The sequence below is a fragment of the Nonomuraea sp. LPB2021202275-12-8 genome (assembly GCF_037044575.1).
Taxonomy (GTDB): domain Bacteria; phylum Actinomycetota; class Actinomycetes; order Streptosporangiales; family Streptosporangiaceae; genus Nonomuraea.
In genome coordinates, this window is record NZ_JBAHWD010000030.1 from 49,155 (window position 1) to 66,755 (window position 17,601).

Consider the following 17,601-nt stretch of genomic DNA (forward strand, 5'->3'; position numbering starts at 1 on the left):
CACGGGTCACTTCCTCGGTGGCTTCGGCGCGTGCTGCTCGCACGCCTCCAGGGCGGCGTCCACCTTCTGCTCGTCGCCCGGCATCCTGATCCCCCGGTCCCCGGGCTTCGGGTCCTGGACCTGGAGCCCGTTCTGGCGCAGGCACTGGGCGAACTTGAGCAGCCTGTCCCATTCCTCGGTGCCCTCCTTGGGCCCCGGGGGGAAGGGGATGAACTCCACGCACGCCTTCTCGGCGGCCTCGAGTTTGCTCGGGTCGGGCTTCTTGCCCTGGATGGAGAGGCCGTCGTCGCCGACCCCGTCATTGTCGAGCTTGAGGGGGACGCCATGATCGGTCATACATTTGACGTACTTGACCGCTTTGTCGGCATCCATGCCACCCTGCGCCGGCGCACTGCCACCGGCCGCCACGCCGCACCCGGCGAGGGCGGCGACGGCGGCGAACGCCACCGCTCCTAGGAGAGTCTTCATGGCCCCGAGGGTGGACCGCGCGCGGTTTCCGGCCGGTGAACGCGAACCTTAACCGCGGCCTCACCTCCGCCGCGCTACAAGGGGAGGATGCGGATTCTGGTGGCCGAGGACGAGCGGGTCCTGGCGGACCTCATCGGCGAAGGCCTTCGGCGCGAGTCGATGGCGGTCGACGTGGTCTACGACGGCGCGGCCGCGCTGGAACGGCTGGCGGTCAACGACTACGAGGTGCTCGTCCTGGACCGCGACCTGCCGGTGGTCCACGGTGACGACGTCTGCCGGGAGCTGACGGCGCGGGAGGCGCCGGTGCGCGTCCTCATGCTGACCGCGGCGGTCACCGTCGGCGACCGGGTCGCCGGCCTGGGCATGGGCGCCGACGACTATCTCACCAAGCCGTTCGCCAGCGCCGAGCTGGTCGCCCGGATCCTGGCGCTCGGGCGGCGCACCGCGACGCGGCTGCCGCCGGTGCTCGAACGCCACGGCGTCGTGCTCGACGGCCCGCACCGGCAGGCGTTCCGCGACGGCGTCTATCTGGCGCTCTCCCGCAAGGAGTACGCGGTGCTGGAGGTTCTCATGCGCGCCCGGGGCGCCGTCGTCACCACGGAGGAGCTGCTCGAACGGGTGTGGGACGAGCACATCGACCCGTTCAGCACCGTGGTGAAGGTCACGGTGAGCAAGTTACGGACCAAGCTCGGCGACCCACCCCTGATCAGGACCGTGCCGGGCGGGTACGCGTTGTGATGCGGGCGACCATTCGGACCCGGCTGACGCTGCTGTTCGGCGGGCTCTTCCTGCTCACCTCCACCGTCGTGCTGCTCATCGCGGACTACCTGGTCGAGCGGGCCTGGGACAGGAGCATCGGCATCCGGGCGGAGGAGCGTCATGATGGCCCCGGACCGTCCGAGCCGTCCGCTGTCGTGCGCATGGAGCCCGATACGGAGGAGGTCATGAGAGCCGTGCACACGGACGTGCTCGGCTCGCAGTGGCAGATCACGATGGTGTCGATCGTGGTCATGGGCGTGGTGGCGTTCGGGTTGTGCTGGTGGCTGTCGGGACGGGCGCTGCGGCCGGTGCACCGGATCACCGACACGGCGCGGCGGCTGTCCCTGTCCAATCTCGGCGAGCGCATCAACATGAAGGGGCCCCGCGACGAGCTCAAGGAGCTCGCCGACACCTTCGACGCCATGCTGGAGCGGCTCGCCCGCTCCGCCGACGACCAGCGCCGCTTCGTCGCCAACGCCTCGCACGAGCTCCGCACCCCCCTCGCCGTGCAACGGGCCGCGATCGAGATCGGCCTGGCCGACGATCCGTCGCCGTCCCGCGTCGCCGCCATGCGCGCCGAGCTGCTGCTCAGCACCGAACGCTCCCAGCGGCTCATCGACGGCCTGCTCGCCCTGGCCCAGGGTGAGCGCGGCTCGCGGAGCCGTACCCCCGTCGATCTCTCCGCGGCGGTGCGCCACTCCGCCGAGCAGCACGCCACTCCGGACATCACGATCGACCTCGACCTTCGCCCGGTCACCGTCCCGGGCGACGAAGTGCTGCTGGCGCGCCTCGTCGACAACCTGGTGGAGAACGCGGTCCGCCACAACCACCCCGGCGGCCGGGTCACCGTAAGGCTGGCGCCGCACGCCGGTCTGCTCATCTCCAACACCGGGCCGTCCATCGATCCGCAGCGGGTGGACGAGCTCTTCCAGCCGTTCCGGCGCCTGCATCCCGACCGGACCGGATCGGCGGAAGGCGCCGGTCTGGGCCTGTCCATCGTCGCCGCGATCGCCGCCGCCCACGACGCCTCGGTCACCGCCATCGCCAACCCCGAAGGCGGCCTCACCGTCCACCTGTCCCCGCCCTCCCTAGAGGGACAGCGCAATAGGGTCAAATGATCGGAAATCACAGGTCCAGGGCGGTGCGAGAAGACACCGCGGATGCGATCGTGACCTCATGGGCATCATCTCGCGCGGCTTCAGCGGCCACCGATCGGAGGGCGGCGACCGGCTGCCACCCGGCCAGTACCTTGAGCACGGCTTCCCCGTGCTGTCCGCCGGGCCGACGCCGCACGTCCCGCTGGACCGGTGGGAGTTCGCCATCGCCACCGAGACCGAGACTCACCGCTGGACCTGGCAGGAGCTGACGGCGCTGCCCACCGAGACGCCGACGGCCGACATCCACTGCGTCACCAAGTGGAGCAAGTTCGACACCGATTGGGAGGGCGTCTCCCTGGACGTGCTCTTCGAGGACGTGGAGTCGAGCGCCGAATACGCGCTGGTCCACTCCTACGGCGGCTACACCACCAACCTGCCGGTGGAGGACCTGCTCGACGGCAAGGCGTGGATCGCCTACCGCTACGACGGCGAGGAGCTGGCGCCGACGCACGGCGGCCCGGCCCGCTTGCTGGTGCCCCACCTCTACTTCTGGAAGTCGGCCAAGTGGGTGCGCGCCATCCAGCTGCTGGACGAGGACTCGCCGGGCTTCTGGGAGACGGCCGGCTACCACAACTACGGCGACCCGTGGCGCGAGCAGCGCTACGAGGGCGACTAGATGCGCCGCCTGATCTGGCGGGCGGCGACGCTGTTGGAGGTCCGTGAGGAGACGGCCACGGCGCGCACGCTGGTCTTCGAGGTGCCGGGCTGGCCCGGCCACCAGGCGGGGCAGCACGTCGACGTGCGGCTGACCGCCGAGGACGGCTACAGCGCGCAGCGCAGCTACTCGCTGGCCGGACCCGCCGACGGCGAGCGCATCGAGCTGACCGTGGAGTTGGTGCCCGACGGCGAGGTCTCGCCGTACCTCACGGAGGTCGTCGAGGTGGGCGACCAGGTGGAGATCCGAGGACCGGTCGGGGGCTGGTTCGTCTGGCGGCCGGAGAGCCGGGCGCCGGTGCTGCTGGTCGGCGGAGGGTCGGGGATCGTCCCGCTGATGGCCATGATCCGGACTCGCAGGCAGGCCGGCAGCCAGGTGCCCTTCAGGCTGATCTACTCGCTACGCGATCACGACCGCCGCTACTACGCGGGCGAGCTGCACCGCCCCGATCCGGGGCTCGACATCACCTACCTCTACACCAGGAACGTGCCGGTGAGCTGGCCGCGCAGGGCCGGCCGCGTCATGCTCGACGACCTGGCGGAGGGCGGCTGGCCCGCCACCTTCCAGCCCGACTGCTACGTCTGCGGCCCGACCGGTTTCGTCGAGGCCGCGGCCGACCTGCTGCTCGCTCTCGGGCACGCGCCCGACCACATCCGGACCGAACGCTTCGGCCCCAGCGGAGGCTGACCATGACCACCGAATACCTCGACGGCAATGTTCTGGCCGGCCCGCTCGGCGAGATCTTCTCCGTCGACGTCACCACGGCCACCGGCCGGTGCGCGAGCTGCGGGCAGGTCGCGGCCCTCGCGTCGCTGCGCGTGTACGGCCCCGGCCCCGGACTGGTGGCCCGCTGCCCGGGCTGCGAGGAAGTGATGCTGCGCCTGGTGCGCGGCCCCGGCGCGGCCTGGCTCGACCTGCGCGGCATCGTATCCCTGCGGGTCGCCCTGCCGGACTGATCTGGCCGACCTCACCTGCCCGGCGGCCTGGCTTAAGTACACTCGACCGGCCAGAACCTGTACGCGCCTAGGGCGGCTGCCCGCGGCCCCGTCACCACCTGGGAGTCACGTGAGCAGCGGGCTCGTCGATGCGCCCACATCCCCGTCGAGTGCCCCGTCGCGGCGCGGCCGCCGCTGGCTGCGCCGGCTGGTGGCGGCCGGGGTCACGGTCGTGCTGCTGGTCGCCGGCACGGCGATCGGCGTCTATCTGAAGCTGTACGGCAACGTGAAGCACGAGGACGTCGCCGCCGATCTCGGCGCCACCCGCCCGCCCAAGGTGGCGAGCACCGCCATGAACGTGCTGATCGTCGGCTCCGACCAGCGCGACGGCAAGAACGCCAGATATGGTCACCGCATCGAGGGCGAGCGCACCGACACGATCATGCTCGCCCACGTGTCGTCCCAGCGCGACAACGCGATGGTGGTCAGCTTCCCGCGCGACTCGATGGTCCAGCTCCCCGCCTGTCGCGGCAGGGGCGGCCTGCCCGGCCAGCAGCCGCACGTCGGCATGATCAACGAGTCGTTCAACTCCGGCGGCATCGCCTGCACCTGGAAGACGATCGAGACACTCACCGGCATCCACATCGACCACTTCGTGAAGGTGGACTTCACCGGCTTCAAGAGCATGGTCGACGCCGTCGGCGGCGTGGAGATCTGCCTGCCCGAGCGGGTCGACGACGACAAGGCGCTGCTGCACCTGCACGCCGGTCGGCAGACGCTCGGCGGCGAGCAGGCGCTCGGCTACGTGCGGGCCCGGTACGGCTTCGGTGACGGCTCCGACATCGGCCGCATCCAGCGCCAGCAGATGTTCATCGCCTCGATGGCGAAGAAGGTGATGAGCGGCCAGACGCTCACGGACCCGGTCCGGCTGCTGGGCTTCCTCAACGCGGGCACCAAGGCCGTGACCACCGATCCGGACCTGACGCCGGGCGTCATGAAGGACCTGGCCGGAAGCCTCCAGGGGCTGACCGCCGGGCGGATCCGCTTCGTCACCACCCCCTGGCACTACTCGGTCAGCCAGCCTGGCCGCGTGGAGTGGGTGCAGCCCCAGGCGAGCAGGCTCTTCCACATCGTCGCCAGGGACGCCGAGCCGGCCGGGATCAAGGGCGGCCAGACCAAGGTGCCGAGGTCCAAGGTGCAGGTGGAGCTGCGCAACGGCACCTATCACAGCGGCCTCGGCACGCAGGTCGCGGCCGCGCTGGAGCAGCGTGGCTACCACATCAGCAAGATCGGCGACACCGCGCGGAAGCCGTACCCGAAGTCGATGATCATGTACGGCGCGAACGGCGAGACGCGCGTGCCCACGCTCGCCAAGGATCTGCTCGCAGGCACGCCCAAGCTGGTGGCGGGAGCGCAGACCTCGCGGCTGGTGCTCGTGGTCGGCGACGACTGGCGCGGGCTGAAGGCGCTGAATCCCGGTGACAGCGAGGCGCTGAAGGGGTTCGACGCCACCCACGACACCTGCGCGGGTTGACCGTTTCACCAAGCGCTTGCTACAACCGCGGCATGGTGCTGTCACCGCTCGACGACTACCCCATCCATCAGGCGGCTCAGGTCATGCGGCACGTGGCCACCTCCGACCGCAACTTCTACGACCGCTACTACTTCAACTGCCACGCCGGCACCGACGAGCTCATGCTCATCGTCGGCCTCGGCCAGTATCCGAACCTGGGCGTCACCGACGCCTTCGCCTGCGTGCGCCACCGGGACCTGCACCGGGTGGTACGCGCCTCCAGAGAGCTCGGCGCCGACCGGATGAGCACCGAGATCGGCCCGTTCCGGGTGGAGGTCATCGAAGGGCTCAAAACGCTCCGGGTCGTCCTGGAGCCCAACGAGCATGGCCTGTCCTTCGATCTCACCTGGGAGGGCACGATCCCGGCGACACTCGAGCCCCGGCACTTCGTCCGGTGGCAGGAGCGAGTCGTGTTCGACTCCGTACGCCTGGCGCAGACGGGACGGTGGTCCGGCACCATCACGGTCGGAGCGGAGGAGATCGCGGTCACTCCGGACCGCTGGCAGGGCACCCGCGACCGCTCCTGGGGCGTCAGGCCCGTCGGCGAGCCCGAGCCGCCCGGCATCCAGGCGAAGAACGCGGGCACCTTCTACTGGCTCTACGCGCCGATGAGCTTCGACGACCACGCCATCCTCTGCATCGTCCAGGAGGACGAGCGCGGCCGCCGCGTCCTCGAAGAGGCCACCAGGGTGTGGTCCGACGGCCGCGAGGAGGAGTATCTGGGCAGGCCCGAATACCGGCCGGTGTACGCGCCCGGAACCCGTGACGTCGTCGAGGCGGTGATCACCTTCTCGCCGCCGGGCGGCAAGCCGTTCGACGTGCACTGCACCCCCGTGCTGCCGGTCCACCTGATGGCCGGCACCGGGTACGGCCTGGAGCCGGGCTGGAAGCACGGCATGTACCAGGGCGAGGGGCCCGTCGTGCAGGGCGTCACCTACACGCTGCCCGATGACGCCGGCCGGATGTGGGGCATGGTGGACGCCGTGGGCCGCTTCGAGTACGGCGGGCTGGTCGGCCACGGCCTGTTCGAGTACTGGGCGCTCGGCCCGCACCCGTCGTTCGCCGAGTGAACGCGGCCGCCGGGCGCCCCCGGATCGCCCTGCGGCCGCGCCGGTCACTTCTTGACCACGCAGAAGACACCCTTCCCCTTCAGCGCCTTCAGCTTCTTCGGAGCCTTCAGTCCCTTCAGCCCCTTCACCCGCTTCGGCCCGTCCACGATCTCGCCGTTCCGGTCCTTGCTCCGCACGGCGGGCGGCTCGCCCTCGGGGACGGGCAGCGCCGGGACCGCCTCTACGGGAAGGGCCACCTTGCCCGTCTCCTCGGCCTCCAGCTTCACGGTCGTCCCGCCCTTGTCGAACGTGGGAACCCTCCCGTCATCCGGCAGGCCCGGGTGCACGCGCACCGCCTCGCCCTCCTTGATGTCCTTGATCTTGAGGGCTGCGGGCTTGCCGCCGGTCGTGGAGCAGGTCACCTTGCCGGGAGTCCTGGGCGGGGTGCCGTCGGCCAGAGCGGATCCGCCCAGGCCGGTCAGCGTCAGCACCGCCACCGCGCCGAGCACAGCGAAACGCCGCTTGAGCATGAGATCTCCTTCGTCGAACGGATCAGACGCTCAGAGACTGACCGGCCGTACCTGAAGTGACCCTGAAGAAGGCATAAATGATCTTCAGGTTGGCTTTAGGTGACGTGCGGCACTCTTGCCGGTGTGCGGGTGTTACTGGTGGAGGACGAGCGGCGGCTGGCCGACCTGGTCAAGGGCGGTCTGGCAGGCGAGGGGTTCGCGGTCGACCTGGCCCACGACGGGCGCGACGGGCTCTGGATGGCCACGGAGAACGACTACGACGTGATCGTCCTGGACGTGATGCTGCCCAGGATGAACGGCTACACCCTCTGCTCGCGGCTGCGTGAGGCCGGCGACTGGACGCCGATCATGATGCTCACCGCCAAGGACGGCATCTACGACGAGGCCGAGGCGCTCGACAACGGCGCCGACGACTACCTGTCGAAGCCGTTCTCCTACGTGGTGCTGCTGGCCCGGCTGCGCGCCCTGGTGCGGCGCGGCGGCACCGAACGGCCCGTGTCGATCACCGTAGGCGACCTGGTCATCGACCCCGCCGGACTGCGCTGCCGCAGGGGCGAGGTGGACGTCGCGCTGACGCCGAAGGAGTTCGCCGTCCTGCACGGGCTCGCCAGGCGGGCGGGCGAGGTGGTCTCCAAGAGCGAGCTGCTGGCCCAGGCGTGGGACTTCTCCTATGACGGCGACCCGAACATCGTCGAGGTCTACATCAGCGCGCTGCGGCGCAAGATCGACCAGCCGTTCGGCCGCACCACCCTCGTCACGGTGCGCGGCGCCGGCTACCGGCTGGAGGCCGAGTGAACAGGACGAGCCCGTCCTCCGTACGACTGCGGGCCACGCTGGCGGCGACCCTGGTGGTGGCCGTGGCGCTGGGCGCGGCCGCGGCCGTGCTGGTGGTGGTGTTGCGCAGCAGCCTGACGGGCAGCGCCGGCGCCGAGGCCGCCAGGCGAGCCGGCGGCGCCGTCAAGCTCGTCGAGGGGCTCGACACCGAGGCCGCCCCCGCCCTGCCCGTCATCGCCGCGAAGCAGGGGGTCCTGCTCAAGGAGTCCGCCACGGTCATCGACCCCGACGTCTGGATCGGGAAGGGGGCCGGGTCCCCCTCGGCCGACTGGGCGCCGCCGGACAGCTACGCGGTGGCCGGGATGCGGGTGCCGACCGCCGAGGGCACCGGCATGCTGTGGGCCAGGGTCTCCCTCGCCGGAGCCGAGCAGGCGCTGCGCACACTCAACGGCGTGCTGCTGCCCGGCGTGCCCGCGCTCCTGGTCCTGGTGGCGGCCATGACCTGGTTCTCCGTCGGCCGGGCGCTCGCCCCGGTGGCCGCCATCAGGTCCAAGCTCGCCCACATCACCGCCCGCGACCTGCACGAGCGGGTGCCGGTGCCGCGCTCGCGGGACGAGATCGCCGCCCTGGCCACCACCGTGAACGGCACCCTGGACCGCCTGGAGACGTCGGTCGAGACGCACAAGAGGTTCGTCGCCGACGCGGCACACGAGCTGCGCAGCCCGATCGCCACCCTGCGGGCCCGGCTGGAGCTGGCCGAGCCCAGCGAGCTGACCGCCGAGGCGCTGGCCGACGTGGAACGCCTCCAGGCGCTGGCCGCCGACCTGCTCCTGCTAGCCAGGCTCGACGCGGGCGAGCCGCCGCGCACCACCGACGTCGACCTCGGCCAGGTGGCCCTGGAGGAGTCCCTGCGGATCAACCGGCGGCCCGAACTCGACCTGGATTTCGACATCGAGCCCGACGTGGTGGTCCGCGGCTCGCGCGGACACCTCGACCGCCTGGTGACCAACCTCGTCGACAACGCCGTACGGCACGCCGCCACCCGCGTGCTCGTACGGGTCCGCAGGGACGGTGACCGCGCGGTGCTGCGGGTGCACGACGACGGGCCGAGGATCCCGGCCGAGCAGCGCGAGGCGGTGTTCGACCGGTTCACCCGGCTCGACGAGGCCCGCGCCAGGGACGCGGGCGGGGCCGGACTCGGGCTGCCCATCGCCAAGGACATCGCGCTGCTGCACGGCGGCGCGCTGGCCGCCGAGGACGGCGGCTTCGTCGCGACGTTCCCGGCACACGGGCAGCCCTGATCAGGCCAGGCGGGTGCGGCAGCCCAGGTCGGCGCCCACCCGGGCGAGCCCGTCGGCGAAGCTCCCGCGGGTGGTGTCCTCGAAGCCGACGAAGAAGCGGTTGGCGAGCCCGACGCCCCACCGCCCCCACCGGGCGACGTTGTAGACGCGGTGGACGACCAGCGTGCCCTCCGGGTGCGGAGCCAGCGACCACTCGCCCCGATACCACCAGCCGCCCTGGATGGCGATCACGTCCTCGGTGACCTCGACGGTCGAGGTGTGCCCGGGCATGTCCGCCACGGTGAACCGGCCCATGACGTCCCGGCCGCCGGGCAGCAGGGCCCTGGCCAGCGCGGCACGCACCTTGGCGGCGGGCGCCTCGACCACGCCTGACACCTCCGCCACCAGCTTCTTCACGGCCGGCTCACGCGGGTGTTCTGGAAGGAGGACAGGCGCCACCCCTCGGGCGTGCGAACCGCGGTGTAGGTGAGGACCGAGTCGCGGGCCGGGTCGCGCCGCCCCTCCACGACCGAGCCGCCGGTCGCGATCATCAGCGCGACGGTGTCGCTCAGGAACCTGACGGACGGCTCACCCGGACCGTCCAGCTTGATCGGCATCTTGAACAGGTCGCGATGCAGGTCCCCGATGGCCTGCCTGCCCTTGACGAGCAGGCCGAAGTAGGTGATGTAGTCGGCGTCCTCGGTGAACAGCGCGGCGTAGCCGGTGGCGTCGCCGGCGTTCCACGTCTTGTGGACGCCGTCGAGCAGATGGCGGATCTCTTGGGACATGTCTTCGGACACAGCACGGCTCCTCGTTCGGCGGCGCCTATCCTGAGACTGCGAGTCCTGGACAGGGCAGGCGCCTTGTTCGGATTTCCGGCCGTCAGGGTGTTGGCGCACCCTGGCGGCCTGCTCATTCCTCCAGTGCACGCTCCATCAGCGACTGCTTGACCGTCCCCGACCAGTCGAGCTCCCCGCTCTCGAGCCGGTCGAGCACCCCGCGAACCCAGTCCAGCTCGGCGGCGAAGAGCGCCCGGTCGCACTCCAGCTCCAGCATGAGCAGGCGCGGCAGGCCGTTCTCGGCCATGGTGGCCATGTGCGCGTCGAGGCCGCCGATCGTGCCCGTGAGCGAGGCCGCTCGGCTGCGCAGCGCCTTCAGCGCCGCGTCCGGGGGCAGCGCCCCGATCAGCGAGATCGCGGCCACCAGGGTGCGCCTGTCCGGGTCCGGCTCCTGCAGCAGCCTGCGCAGCCGGGTGGCCAGCTCCTGCCTGCCCTCGTCGGTGATCTCGTAGACCGTCCGCTCCGGCCTGCGGCCCTGGCGGTCGGTCTTGGCGGGGGTGATCAGCTCGTCCTTGGCCAGCCTCTCCACCGCGTGGTAGAGGCTCCTCGGCAGGCCGGTGACGTAGTCCTTGTGCGTGTCGACGATGAAGCGGTGCAGCTCGTACGGGTGGCTGGCGCGCACCGAGAGCATGGCGAGCACGGTGAGCCCGACCAGATCGTGGCGTCGCGCCATGATGCCTCCCTCTATATTGCAATATGCACTATAGGCGGCACCGAGCCCGCTGTGAAGGGCGGCCGATCAGGCGTGCAGGGCGTCCAGTTGGAGGAAGGCGCGCGTGATGGCCTGGCGCGTCACGTCCTCGCCGAACGGGAAGGCGCGGATCAGGTCACGCAGCCCCTCCACGTGCGCCCGCCTGGCCAGCTCGGCCACGGTCGCGAGCTCGCTGTGCTGGCCCACCACGAAGTCCCGGTCCACCACGGCGCCGTGACCCGGCACGTACACCGGCTCGCGCATCTCGTCCAGCATCCGGGCGACGGTGTCCGGCCAGTCGAGCGGGAAGGAGTCGCCGAACGCCGGAGGCGCCCCCTGTTCGACCAGGTCACCGGCGAAGACGACGCCGGCGTCGGGGATGTGCGTGACGATGTCGTTGGAGCTGTGGCCGAGACCGAGATGGCGCAGGTGGACGATCCGCCCGCCGATGTCGAGCGTGGCGGCCGCGGTGAACGTGTGGTCGGGCGGGTCGATCTCCACCTCCTCCACCTCGGCGCGCCGGTCGGCGGGGACGAACCCGGCGACCTTGGTCCGCTGCTCCGCGCCGTACCGCTCGATCTCCTCGGCGCACCTGGCGTGTCCCCAGATCTCCGCCGGGCGGAACATCGCGTTGCCGAAGTAGTGGTCGAAGTGCGAGTGGCTGTTGACCACCGTCCACGGACTGGGCGTGATCCGCCTGATCGCGCCGATCAGGTCCGTCGCCTCCCGGTGCGACATGCGGGTGTCCAGCACCAGGCAGTGCCCGTCGCCCACGACCAGACCCACGTTCATGTCGTACGACTCGTGCCGCCGAACGTAGACCCGGTCACCGATCTCCTGCCAGGACTCCAACGTCATGGGCAAAGACCTTACTTAGGATCAGTGCATGGCATATGACATCCAGGTCGTCATCGATACCCAAGATCCGCACAATCTGGCCGACTGGTGGGCCGACGCGCTGGGCTGGCAGGTGGAGCGGCAGGACGAGGCGTTCATCCGCAGCATGATCGAGAAAGGCCACGCGACCGAGGACGACACGACGTTCCACCACGGCGGCCTGGTGTGGAAGGAAGGCGCCGCCATCCGCCACCCCAGCGGCCTCGAACGAGCCCCCCGGGTGCTGTTCCAGCTCGTGCCCGAGCCCAAGACGGTCAAGAACCGGGTCCACCTCGACATCCGCGTGGGCGCCGACAGGATCGACGCCGAGGTGGAGCGCCTGGTCGGCAAGGGCGCCAAGGTCCTGCACAAGGGGCAGCAGGGGCCCACCTGGTGGATCACCGTCGCCGACCCCGAGGGCAACGAGCTCTGCCTGGCCTGATCAGCTCCGCAGGTAGGCCAGCACGGCCAGGACCCGCCGGTGGCCGTCGGCCGCGGGCGGCAGGTCCAGCTTGAGGAAGATGTTGGCGATGTGCTTGGCCACCGCCGCCTCGGTGACGACCAGTTCCCGGGCGATCGAGGCGTTGGACCGGCCCTCGGCGATCAACGCGAGCACCTCCTGCTCCCTCGGTGTGAGCCGCTCCAGAGGGTCACGCCACCTCCGGGTCGACGACCGTGCCGCCGACGGCCACCCGCGGACCGGCCGCCGTCAGGCCGATCATCAGCAGGTCGATCCACCAGAGAGCGAGCAGCGTGAGCACGGCCAGCCCGAGCTCCCGTACGCGCCTGCCGGCCACGCTCGGCAGCGGCCGCTCGTCGACCAGCCACAGCCTCCTGCGCTCCAGCCAGGCCCCCACCGGCGTGACCGCCACGAAAGCCAGCACCACGACGAGCACGGTCACCGGCCCCGGTGCCGGCGAAGCCACCAGCGCGGCGGCGAGCACGGCAAGGCCGGGCAGCACCCGACGCACAGGTAGGCCAGGGACCGCCACGGCCACGTCGACCAGGCGACCGGCCGCCGGGCGAGCGCTTCGAGCGCGGACCTCGTCACCACGCGAGCGACGCTAGCCGCTCCACCGGGATGCGGTCAGTAGTGCCAGGTCTACCCTCCACGGCAGGATGCGGGCCACGGCTTGAGGCAGCTCGCCTGGGGTACCCGTTCACTGATCAGCGCGGCCCCGCGGCCGCCCGTCGACCCATGGAGTCACGAGTGGATGTGCCCGTCCTGGTGTGGTGGCTGACGATCATCGCGATCGGCGGTCTCCTGCTGTTCGACTACGTCTTCCATGTGCGTAAGGCGCACATCCCGTCGCTGAAGGAGTCGGCCGTGTGGTCGGCCGCCTACGTGGGCATCGCCATCGTGTTCGGCATCGGCGTGTGGATGGTCGGCGGCCACGACATGGGCACCGAGTATTTCGCCGGTTATGTGACCGAGAAGGCGCTCTCGGTGGACAACCTGTTCGTCTTCCTCATCATCATGTCGAGCTTCCGGGTGCCGAGGGCGGACCAGCAGAAGGTGCTGCTCTTCGGGGTCACGTTCTCGCTGATCGCCAGGACCGGCTTCATCTTCCTGGGCGCGGCGCTGATCAACACCTTCGCCTGGGTGTTCTACATCTTCGGCCTGATCCTGCTCGTCACCGCCGGCAACCTGCTCAAGCCCGAGGGCGAGCAGAGCCACTCAGGCGAGAACATCATGGTTCGCCTGGCCCGCAAGTTCCTGCCCACCTCGGAGCACTACGACGGCGACAAGCTGGTGACCGTGCAGGACGGCAAGCGCGTCCTGACCCCGATGCTGCTGGTCATGGTGGCCATCGCCGGGACCGACCTGCTGTTCGCGCTCGACTCCATCCCGGCCATCTTCGGCCTGACCCAGAACGTCTACCTGGTGGTCACCGCCACCGCCTTCTCCCTGCTGGGGCTGCGCCAGCTCTACTTCCTCATCGACGGCCTGCTGGACCGGCTCATCTACCTCACCTACGGGCTGGCCGCGATCCTGGCCTTCATCGGCGTGAAGCTCATCCTGCACGCCCTGCACGAGAACAACGTCCCCTTCATCAACGACGGCGAGCCCGTGCCGGTCGTCGAGATCTCCACCGGCCTGTCCCTGTCGGTGATCATCGGGGTCCTCGTCATCACCGTGATCGCCTCCCTGGTCAGCCGCAAGGGCCGCGCCCAGAACATGTCCTCCGCCGCCCGCCGCTACGCCACCAGACTCCTGGACCCGGACTGCGACCCGGAGGAGTGCGCGATCACCTACCAGCGGCTCCTCGCCGAGGAGAACCACCTCCGCAGGCTGCCGGAGAAGTACCGGGCGAAGATCCGCGACGACCAGCAGCTGATGGACCTGCTCCACAGGACACACGAGAAGTTCGACGACTCCTACGCCCGCCCCTGACCCCAGACGCGGACCGTGGCCGCCGCCCACGACCGCACCCGCTCCTCGTGCCCCTCGGCGGGGAAGGCGCCGTCCAGCGCGACGTCGGCGATCGTCGTCGCGTACGGCTCCGCGGGCGTGGTCGCGGCGGGCAGCGGCGGGGCAGCGGCCGCCTACCCGGCGGTGTCTACCCCGCTCACCGCAGAATTCGCACCACCAGTAGGTGACTCCATCTGGAGTGCGCATGGATGAAGACGTCGCGGGCGTAGCAGGCCACCTTGATTTCCTCCCGGTAGTCCTCGAACAGCCCCAGGCTCATCCCGGACCGGCACCAGATCATCATGATCACGTCAGACCCGGCGCGTGTGGTGTGGATTACGAGCGGAAGCCTGCCGTGCGGGGTGCGGAGGGAAGTTTTCAGACAGAGGCTTTGAAATCGGTGGCGAACCAGCACCGACATACCCATGCGGCGGACAGGCGGAATCGCCGTACAGCCGATGATCACGCCGACAAGCAGCGGAAGGAGTGCTCGCCAATCCATCATCGCGGCGAGCTGATGAATGGCTGCGGCACTCACCACGGCCGCGGAAAGCTCCGTCCGCCATCGCCACACCCGCCCCAGCGCGGCCCGGCCATCCGCCGCTACCGGGATACGGTGATGATTACGTGGATGGGGCGCTTCACCCGAGGCGAAAAGGCCGCATCGGCGTCACACCTCCGGTGATGTCACGGTCCACGTTGATGCGGACCGTGCGCTCGTCGAATCGGGGATCCCGATAGGTGCGCCTATGCCAGCTGGCCTTCTCGACCCGTAGACCGACGGACCTGGCGGACGCGTCGGCGCGCCGCCAAAGTGACCGATCTATCTGGGCAATCAGCTTTTGAAGGACGTTTCGGGCATTGATGTTACGCTCAGTCATGAGGCATGTCCTGGCTCGTGATGGAGAGGGGATCGTGCCGGCGGGCTGAGTCGGCGAGTCGCATTCGCCGACTCAGCCCCACGAACCGCTGAGACGGCCTCCGCGACTCACGGTCTCATCTTGGTTACCTCCAAGCATCCGATCTATGGGTGGGCTACTCTAAGCATTGTTCTGCGAGCAGCCCTGTGCAATTCCCGCAGCAAATACATCAGCTACGCCCTAAAGAAGTTGACTAGAGCCTCCCGGAGAGGATTGCGATTCCAGAGACTGGGGAAGGGGCAACCCCATGAAGCGCATCAGCAACATCGTGCGACACCGCTTGCTGGCAGGGGAGTTGCGCCGCCTGCGGGAAGAGTCAGCACTGACCGGACCTAGGGTGGCCGAAGATCTCGGGTGGTCGACCTCAAAGCTATCTCGACTCGAATCCGCGTTGATCAAACCATCCGAGCCTGACGTGCAGTCGCTGATCGACTACTTCCACGTGCCGCCCGACGAGCAGGAAACATACCTGCACCTTGCTCGACAGGCGGTACAGCGCAACTGGTGGGATCAGCACGCCAAGTCCCTACCGAATGAATATATCCAATTCATCGGCTTGGAGCACGAAGCCAAGTCGATCCTAGAATGGCATCTCGGAATCATCCCGGGCTTGCTACAAACGGAGGATTACGCCCGCACGGTGAACAGTGCGCCGCAGGAGTTCGTAGGAATGTCTCCCAGAGCCGTAAGGCTGAGGACTCAGGTGAGGTTAAAGCGCCAAGAACTTCTCTTCGGTCCCGAGCCTTTAGAACTCGTAGCGGTCATCGATCAGTCGGTCCTGCTCCGGAGCATCGGCGGGCGCGCCATAATGCATTCCCAGCTAGAGCACCTGGCGAAAATGTCTACGCTTCCCAACATAACCATAAGAATCTTGGAGCTCGATAAGCCCTACGCACTGCTGGGAAATGCGTCGATGACACAGATCCAGTTCCATTCTTTTGCTTCACTAGAGGCAGGCCTAACTCTTCCAGATGTCACCTACATGGAGCACCTGACGGGCGGATCTCTAATCTACGAAGAAGCGGTAACGCACCAATGCGGGCGGATGTTCCAGCAGCTCGAGCACGCATCTCTTGATCCAGCCGAATCTCTACGGATGATCCGCGACACGGCCGCCAAAATGGCTTTGGGCTGAACTGATCACCGGGATCAAACTATTTTCATCGATAGGTGGCAAGCATGAATTCAGCCGAGTACGCACCACGGTGGCGTAAGAGCACCTATAGCAACTTCAATGGCAGCTGCGTAGAAGTGGCGCCATTGGGCGACGAACGCGTAGGCGTGCGCCACTCGAAAGATCCTTCCGGCCCCGTCCTGAGATTCTCAGACGGTACCTGGATCCAGTTCATCAACTCCATCAAGGCGGACAGCCCGGCCCAGGGCCAGTAGTTCATGGCGTCAGTGACCCGTCCCCCTGTGGGCGGGTCAAGCCACAGCTGCAAAGGCTGGCCAATTGCTCCGCGCCTGCCTTGTCCGCGGTCAGGCTTTGGCCATCCTGGTGACGAGGAACCGCCAGCTGGCGAGCTGGAGCAGGGCCAGGACCATGACGAAGGGCATCAGGGTCCACACCCCGGCCCCCTGGGCGACGGCGCCCGCCAGCCAGGGGAACGCGGCGCCGCCGACGACCGACACGCCGTTCATGACGCCGATGGCCGTGGGCACCAGCCTGGGCTCGGTGAAGTACGGCACCACCGCCATGGCCGTCGGGAAGAGCGGCCCGAGGAAGAACCCGAGCAGCACGAACCCGGCGGCGGCCACCAGGGCGGCCGGCGCCAGCCAGATCACCGCGATCGAGGCCGCGACGCCGCCCAGGCAGGCGTAGATCATGCCGGTGGTGGTCGAGCCGATCCTGGTGGCGATCGGGCTGATCAGGAACCGGCCGGCGGTCAGCCCGAGCCAGTAGCCGCTGACGGTGTATCCGGCCGCCAGCCCCGGCTGCGCGTGCTCGTCGATGAGGTACGTGAACCCCCAGTTGCCCACGCTCATCTCCAGGCCGACGTACGCGGCGAGAAAACCGCAGGCCATCAGCACCGTGGGGGCGCGCAGGGCTTCGGTCAGCAGCCCGCTCCTGGCCGGCCCGGCGACCGGCTGGTCGTCGCGCCCGGGAAAGGCCAGGAGGAACCCGGCCACCAGCGGCAGGCACACCAGGCCCAGCATCAGCCACACGGCCGGCCACGGCAGGAAGTCCAGGGCCCACGCCGCCAGCAGCGGCCCGGCCAGCGCGCCGACGCCGAAGAAGGCGTGCAGCCGGTTGAGCAGCGTGGCGGCCGAGGGCAGCCTGGCCAGGAAGACGTTGAGCACCGCCTCTATCAGGCCGATGCCGTAGCCGGCCACCACCTGCACTCCCACCAGCCCGGCGAACGACGGGCGGATGCCCGTATAGAGCGCCGCCAGCATGAAGGCGCCGCCGCCGGCGACGAGCGTGACGCGGATGCCGAAGCGGAGGACGAGGGCGCCGGCCGTGGATCCGGCCAGCAGGTAGCCGGCCGAGAAGGTGAAGAAGGTGACCCCGATCGTGGCCTCGTCCACGCCGTAGTCGCTCATCTGCGCGGGCAGCAGCACGCCGTCCACGCCCGCGCTCAACCCGACCAGCACGAAGACGGCGTACGCCAGTAACACCGGACCGCGCAGGACCGACATGTGACCTCCAACACATCCGATCCGGGGAATCCGATTCTCGCC

The 17,601-nt window shown here is 69.2% G+C and carries 24 protein-coding genes and 1 pseudogene; 13 read left to right on the top strand and 12 right to left on the bottom strand.

Annotation, left to right across the window (positions count from 1 at the left end; translation table 11 throughout):
- Positions 1 to 6: 6 nt before the first annotated feature.
- On the bottom strand, positions 7 to 468 hold the full coding sequence (locus V5E28_RS36960) for a hypothetical protein (RefSeq protein WP_336214020.1): 462 nt from the start codon (positions 466 to 468) through the stop codon (positions 7 to 9).
- An 87-nt stretch (positions 469 to 555) separates the two neighbouring features.
- Between V5E28_RS36960 and V5E28_RS36965 the strand changes: the two genes are divergently transcribed.
- From V5E28_RS36965 to V5E28_RS36995, 7 genes are all read left to right on the top strand, one after another.
- Positions 556 to 1,206, top strand: a complete 651-nt coding sequence (locus V5E28_RS36965) for a response regulator transcription factor (RefSeq protein WP_336214022.1) — start codon at positions 556 to 558, stop codon at positions 1,204 to 1,206.
- A complete protein-coding gene (locus V5E28_RS36970) occupies positions 1,206 to 2,345 on the top strand; it encodes a sensor histidine kinase (protein WP_336214023.1) in 1,140 nt (379 codons plus the stop codon). The genes V5E28_RS36965 and V5E28_RS36970 overlap by 1 nt, the downstream gene beginning before the upstream one ends.
- A 58-nt stretch (positions 2,346 to 2,403) precedes the next feature.
- Positions 2,404 to 3,000 (top strand): sulfite oxidase-like oxidoreductase, encoded by a 597-nt coding sequence (locus V5E28_RS36975; RefSeq protein WP_336214026.1) that lies wholly within the window; start codon positions 2,404 to 2,406, stop codon positions 2,998 to 3,000.
- Positions 3,001 to 3,726, top strand: a complete 726-nt coding sequence (locus V5E28_RS36980; protein ID WP_336214027.1) for a ferredoxin reductase — start codon at positions 3,001 to 3,003, stop codon at positions 3,724 to 3,726. It abuts the gene before it with no gap.
- Between the two features lie 2 nt (positions 3,727 to 3,728).
- Positions 3,729 to 3,995: a DUF6510 family protein gene (locus tag V5E28_RS36985; RefSeq protein WP_336214029.1), complete on the top strand. Its 267-nt coding sequence runs from the start codon at positions 3,729 to 3,731 to the stop codon at positions 3,993 to 3,995.
- Between the two features lie 109 nt (positions 3,996 to 4,104).
- Positions 4,105 to 5,508: an LCP family protein gene (locus tag V5E28_RS36990; protein WP_336214031.1), complete on the top strand. Its 1,404-nt coding sequence runs from the start codon at positions 4,105 to 4,107 to the stop codon at positions 5,506 to 5,508.
- Positions 5,509 to 5,540: 32 nt separating this feature from the next.
- A complete protein-coding gene (locus tag V5E28_RS36995) occupies positions 5,541 to 6,617 on the top strand; it encodes a hypothetical protein (protein WP_336214033.1) in 1,077 nt (358 codons plus the stop codon).
- A gap of 44 nt (positions 6,618 to 6,661) precedes the next feature.
- Here V5E28_RS36995 and V5E28_RS37000 read toward each other — a convergent pair whose 3' ends face one another.
- A complete protein-coding gene (locus V5E28_RS37000; RefSeq protein WP_336214035.1) occupies positions 6,662 to 7,126 on the bottom strand; it encodes a hypothetical protein in 465 nt (154 codons plus the stop codon).
- A gap of 123 nt (positions 7,127 to 7,249) precedes the next feature.
- Here V5E28_RS37000 and V5E28_RS37005 point away from each other — a divergent pair, with 123 nt between their 5' ends.
- Both V5E28_RS37005 and V5E28_RS37010 read left to right on the top strand, forming a co-directional pair.
- Positions 7,250 to 7,921, top strand: coding sequence for a response regulator transcription factor (locus V5E28_RS37005; RefSeq protein ID WP_336214036.1), 672 nt, complete (start codon positions 7,250 to 7,252; stop codon positions 7,919 to 7,921).
- Entirely contained in the window at positions 7,918 to 9,201 is a 1,284-nt protein-coding gene (locus V5E28_RS37010) for a sensor histidine kinase (RefSeq protein WP_336214038.1), read from the top strand. The genes V5E28_RS37005 and V5E28_RS37010 overlap by 4 nt, the downstream gene beginning before the upstream one ends.
- Here the strand turns inward: V5E28_RS37010 and V5E28_RS37015 are convergent, their stop codons facing one another.
- From V5E28_RS37015 to V5E28_RS37030, 4 genes are all read right to left on the bottom strand, one after another.
- Complete coding sequence (locus V5E28_RS37015) at positions 9,202 to 9,597, bottom strand: hypothetical protein (protein ID WP_336214040.1); 396 nt, start codon at positions 9,595 to 9,597, stop codon at positions 9,202 to 9,204. It lies immediately after the preceding gene.
- Positions 9,594 to 9,980, bottom strand: coding sequence for an SgcJ/EcaC family oxidoreductase (locus V5E28_RS37020; RefSeq protein ID WP_336214042.1), 387 nt, complete (start codon positions 9,978 to 9,980; stop codon positions 9,594 to 9,596). The genes V5E28_RS37015 and V5E28_RS37020 overlap by 4 nt, the downstream gene beginning before the upstream one ends.
- A gap of 112 nt (positions 9,981 to 10,092) precedes the next feature.
- Positions 10,093 to 10,692: a PadR family transcriptional regulator gene (locus tag V5E28_RS37025; RefSeq protein ID WP_336214043.1), complete on the bottom strand. Its 600-nt coding sequence runs from the start codon at positions 10,690 to 10,692 to the stop codon at positions 10,093 to 10,095.
- 66 nt (positions 10,693 to 10,758) lie between these two features.
- Positions 10,759 to 11,568, bottom strand: coding sequence for an MBL fold metallo-hydrolase (locus tag V5E28_RS37030; RefSeq protein ID WP_336214044.1), 810 nt, complete (start codon positions 11,566 to 11,568; stop codon positions 10,759 to 10,761).
- Positions 11,569 to 11,596: 28 nt separating this feature from the next.
- Between V5E28_RS37030 and V5E28_RS37035 the strand changes: the two genes are divergently transcribed.
- Positions 11,597 to 12,028, top strand: coding sequence for a VOC family protein (locus tag V5E28_RS37035; protein WP_336214045.1), 432 nt, complete (start codon positions 11,597 to 11,599; stop codon positions 12,026 to 12,028).
- Here the strand turns inward: V5E28_RS37035 and V5E28_RS37040 are convergent.
- Positions 12,029 to 12,250 (bottom strand): annotated as a pseudogene (locus V5E28_RS37040) (response regulator transcription factor); the annotation flags it as partial.
- The gene (locus V5E28_RS37045) at positions 12,237 to 12,548 is read right to left on the bottom strand and encodes a hypothetical protein (protein WP_336214047.1); all 312 of its coding nucleotides are present in this window, start codon (positions 12,546 to 12,548) and stop codon (positions 12,237 to 12,239) included. The pseudogene V5E28_RS37040 and the gene V5E28_RS37045, both read right to left, overlap by 14 nt.
- A 248-nt stretch (positions 12,549 to 12,796) precedes the next feature.
- Here V5E28_RS37045 and V5E28_RS37050 point away from each other — a divergent pair, with 248 nt between their 5' ends.
- Complete coding sequence (locus tag V5E28_RS37050; protein ID WP_336214048.1) at positions 12,797 to 13,981, top strand: TerC family protein; 1,185 nt, start codon at positions 12,797 to 12,799, stop codon at positions 13,979 to 13,981.
- On the opposite strand, the gene V5E28_RS37055 is transcribed toward V5E28_RS37050, so the two are convergent.
- The 3 genes from V5E28_RS37055 to V5E28_RS37065 form a co-directional block, all read right to left on the bottom strand.
- On the bottom strand, positions 13,966 to 14,115 hold the full coding sequence (locus V5E28_RS37055) for a DUF5946 family protein (RefSeq protein ID WP_336214129.1): 150 nt from the start codon (positions 14,113 to 14,115) through the stop codon (positions 13,966 to 13,968). The two genes, V5E28_RS37050 and V5E28_RS37055, sit on opposite strands and share 16 nt — an antisense overlap.
- A 41-nt stretch (positions 14,116 to 14,156) precedes the next feature.
- Positions 14,157 to 14,537 carry a hypothetical protein gene (locus V5E28_RS37060; RefSeq protein WP_336214049.1) on the bottom strand — a complete coding sequence of 127 codons (381 nt, stop codon included), beginning with the start codon at positions 14,535 to 14,537 and terminating at the stop codon, positions 14,157 to 14,159.
- A 103-nt stretch (positions 14,538 to 14,640) separates the two neighbouring features.
- Complete coding sequence (locus V5E28_RS37065; protein WP_336214050.1) at positions 14,641 to 14,880, bottom strand: hypothetical protein; 240 nt, start codon at positions 14,878 to 14,880, stop codon at positions 14,641 to 14,643.
- 286 nt (positions 14,881 to 15,166) lie between these two features.
- Between V5E28_RS37065 and V5E28_RS37070 the strand changes: the two genes are divergently transcribed.
- Together V5E28_RS37070 and V5E28_RS37075 are read left to right on the top strand one after the other, a co-directional pair.
- Positions 15,167 to 16,054, top strand: a complete 888-nt coding sequence (locus tag V5E28_RS37070) for a helix-turn-helix domain-containing protein (RefSeq protein ID WP_336214052.1) — start codon at positions 15,167 to 15,169, stop codon at positions 16,052 to 16,054.
- Positions 16,055 to 16,098: 44 nt separating this feature from the next.
- The gene (locus tag V5E28_RS37075) at positions 16,099 to 16,308 is read left to right on the top strand and encodes a DUF397 domain-containing protein (RefSeq protein ID WP_336214055.1); all 210 of its coding nucleotides are present in this window, start codon (positions 16,099 to 16,101) and stop codon (positions 16,306 to 16,308) included.
- A gap of 90 nt (positions 16,309 to 16,398) precedes the next feature.
- Here V5E28_RS37075 and V5E28_RS37080 read toward each other — a convergent pair whose 3' ends face one another.
- On the bottom strand, positions 16,399 to 17,559 hold the full coding sequence (locus V5E28_RS37080) for an MFS transporter (RefSeq protein WP_336214056.1): 1,161 nt from the start codon (positions 17,557 to 17,559) through the stop codon (positions 16,399 to 16,401).
- Positions 17,560 to 17,601 lie beyond the last annotated feature (42 nt).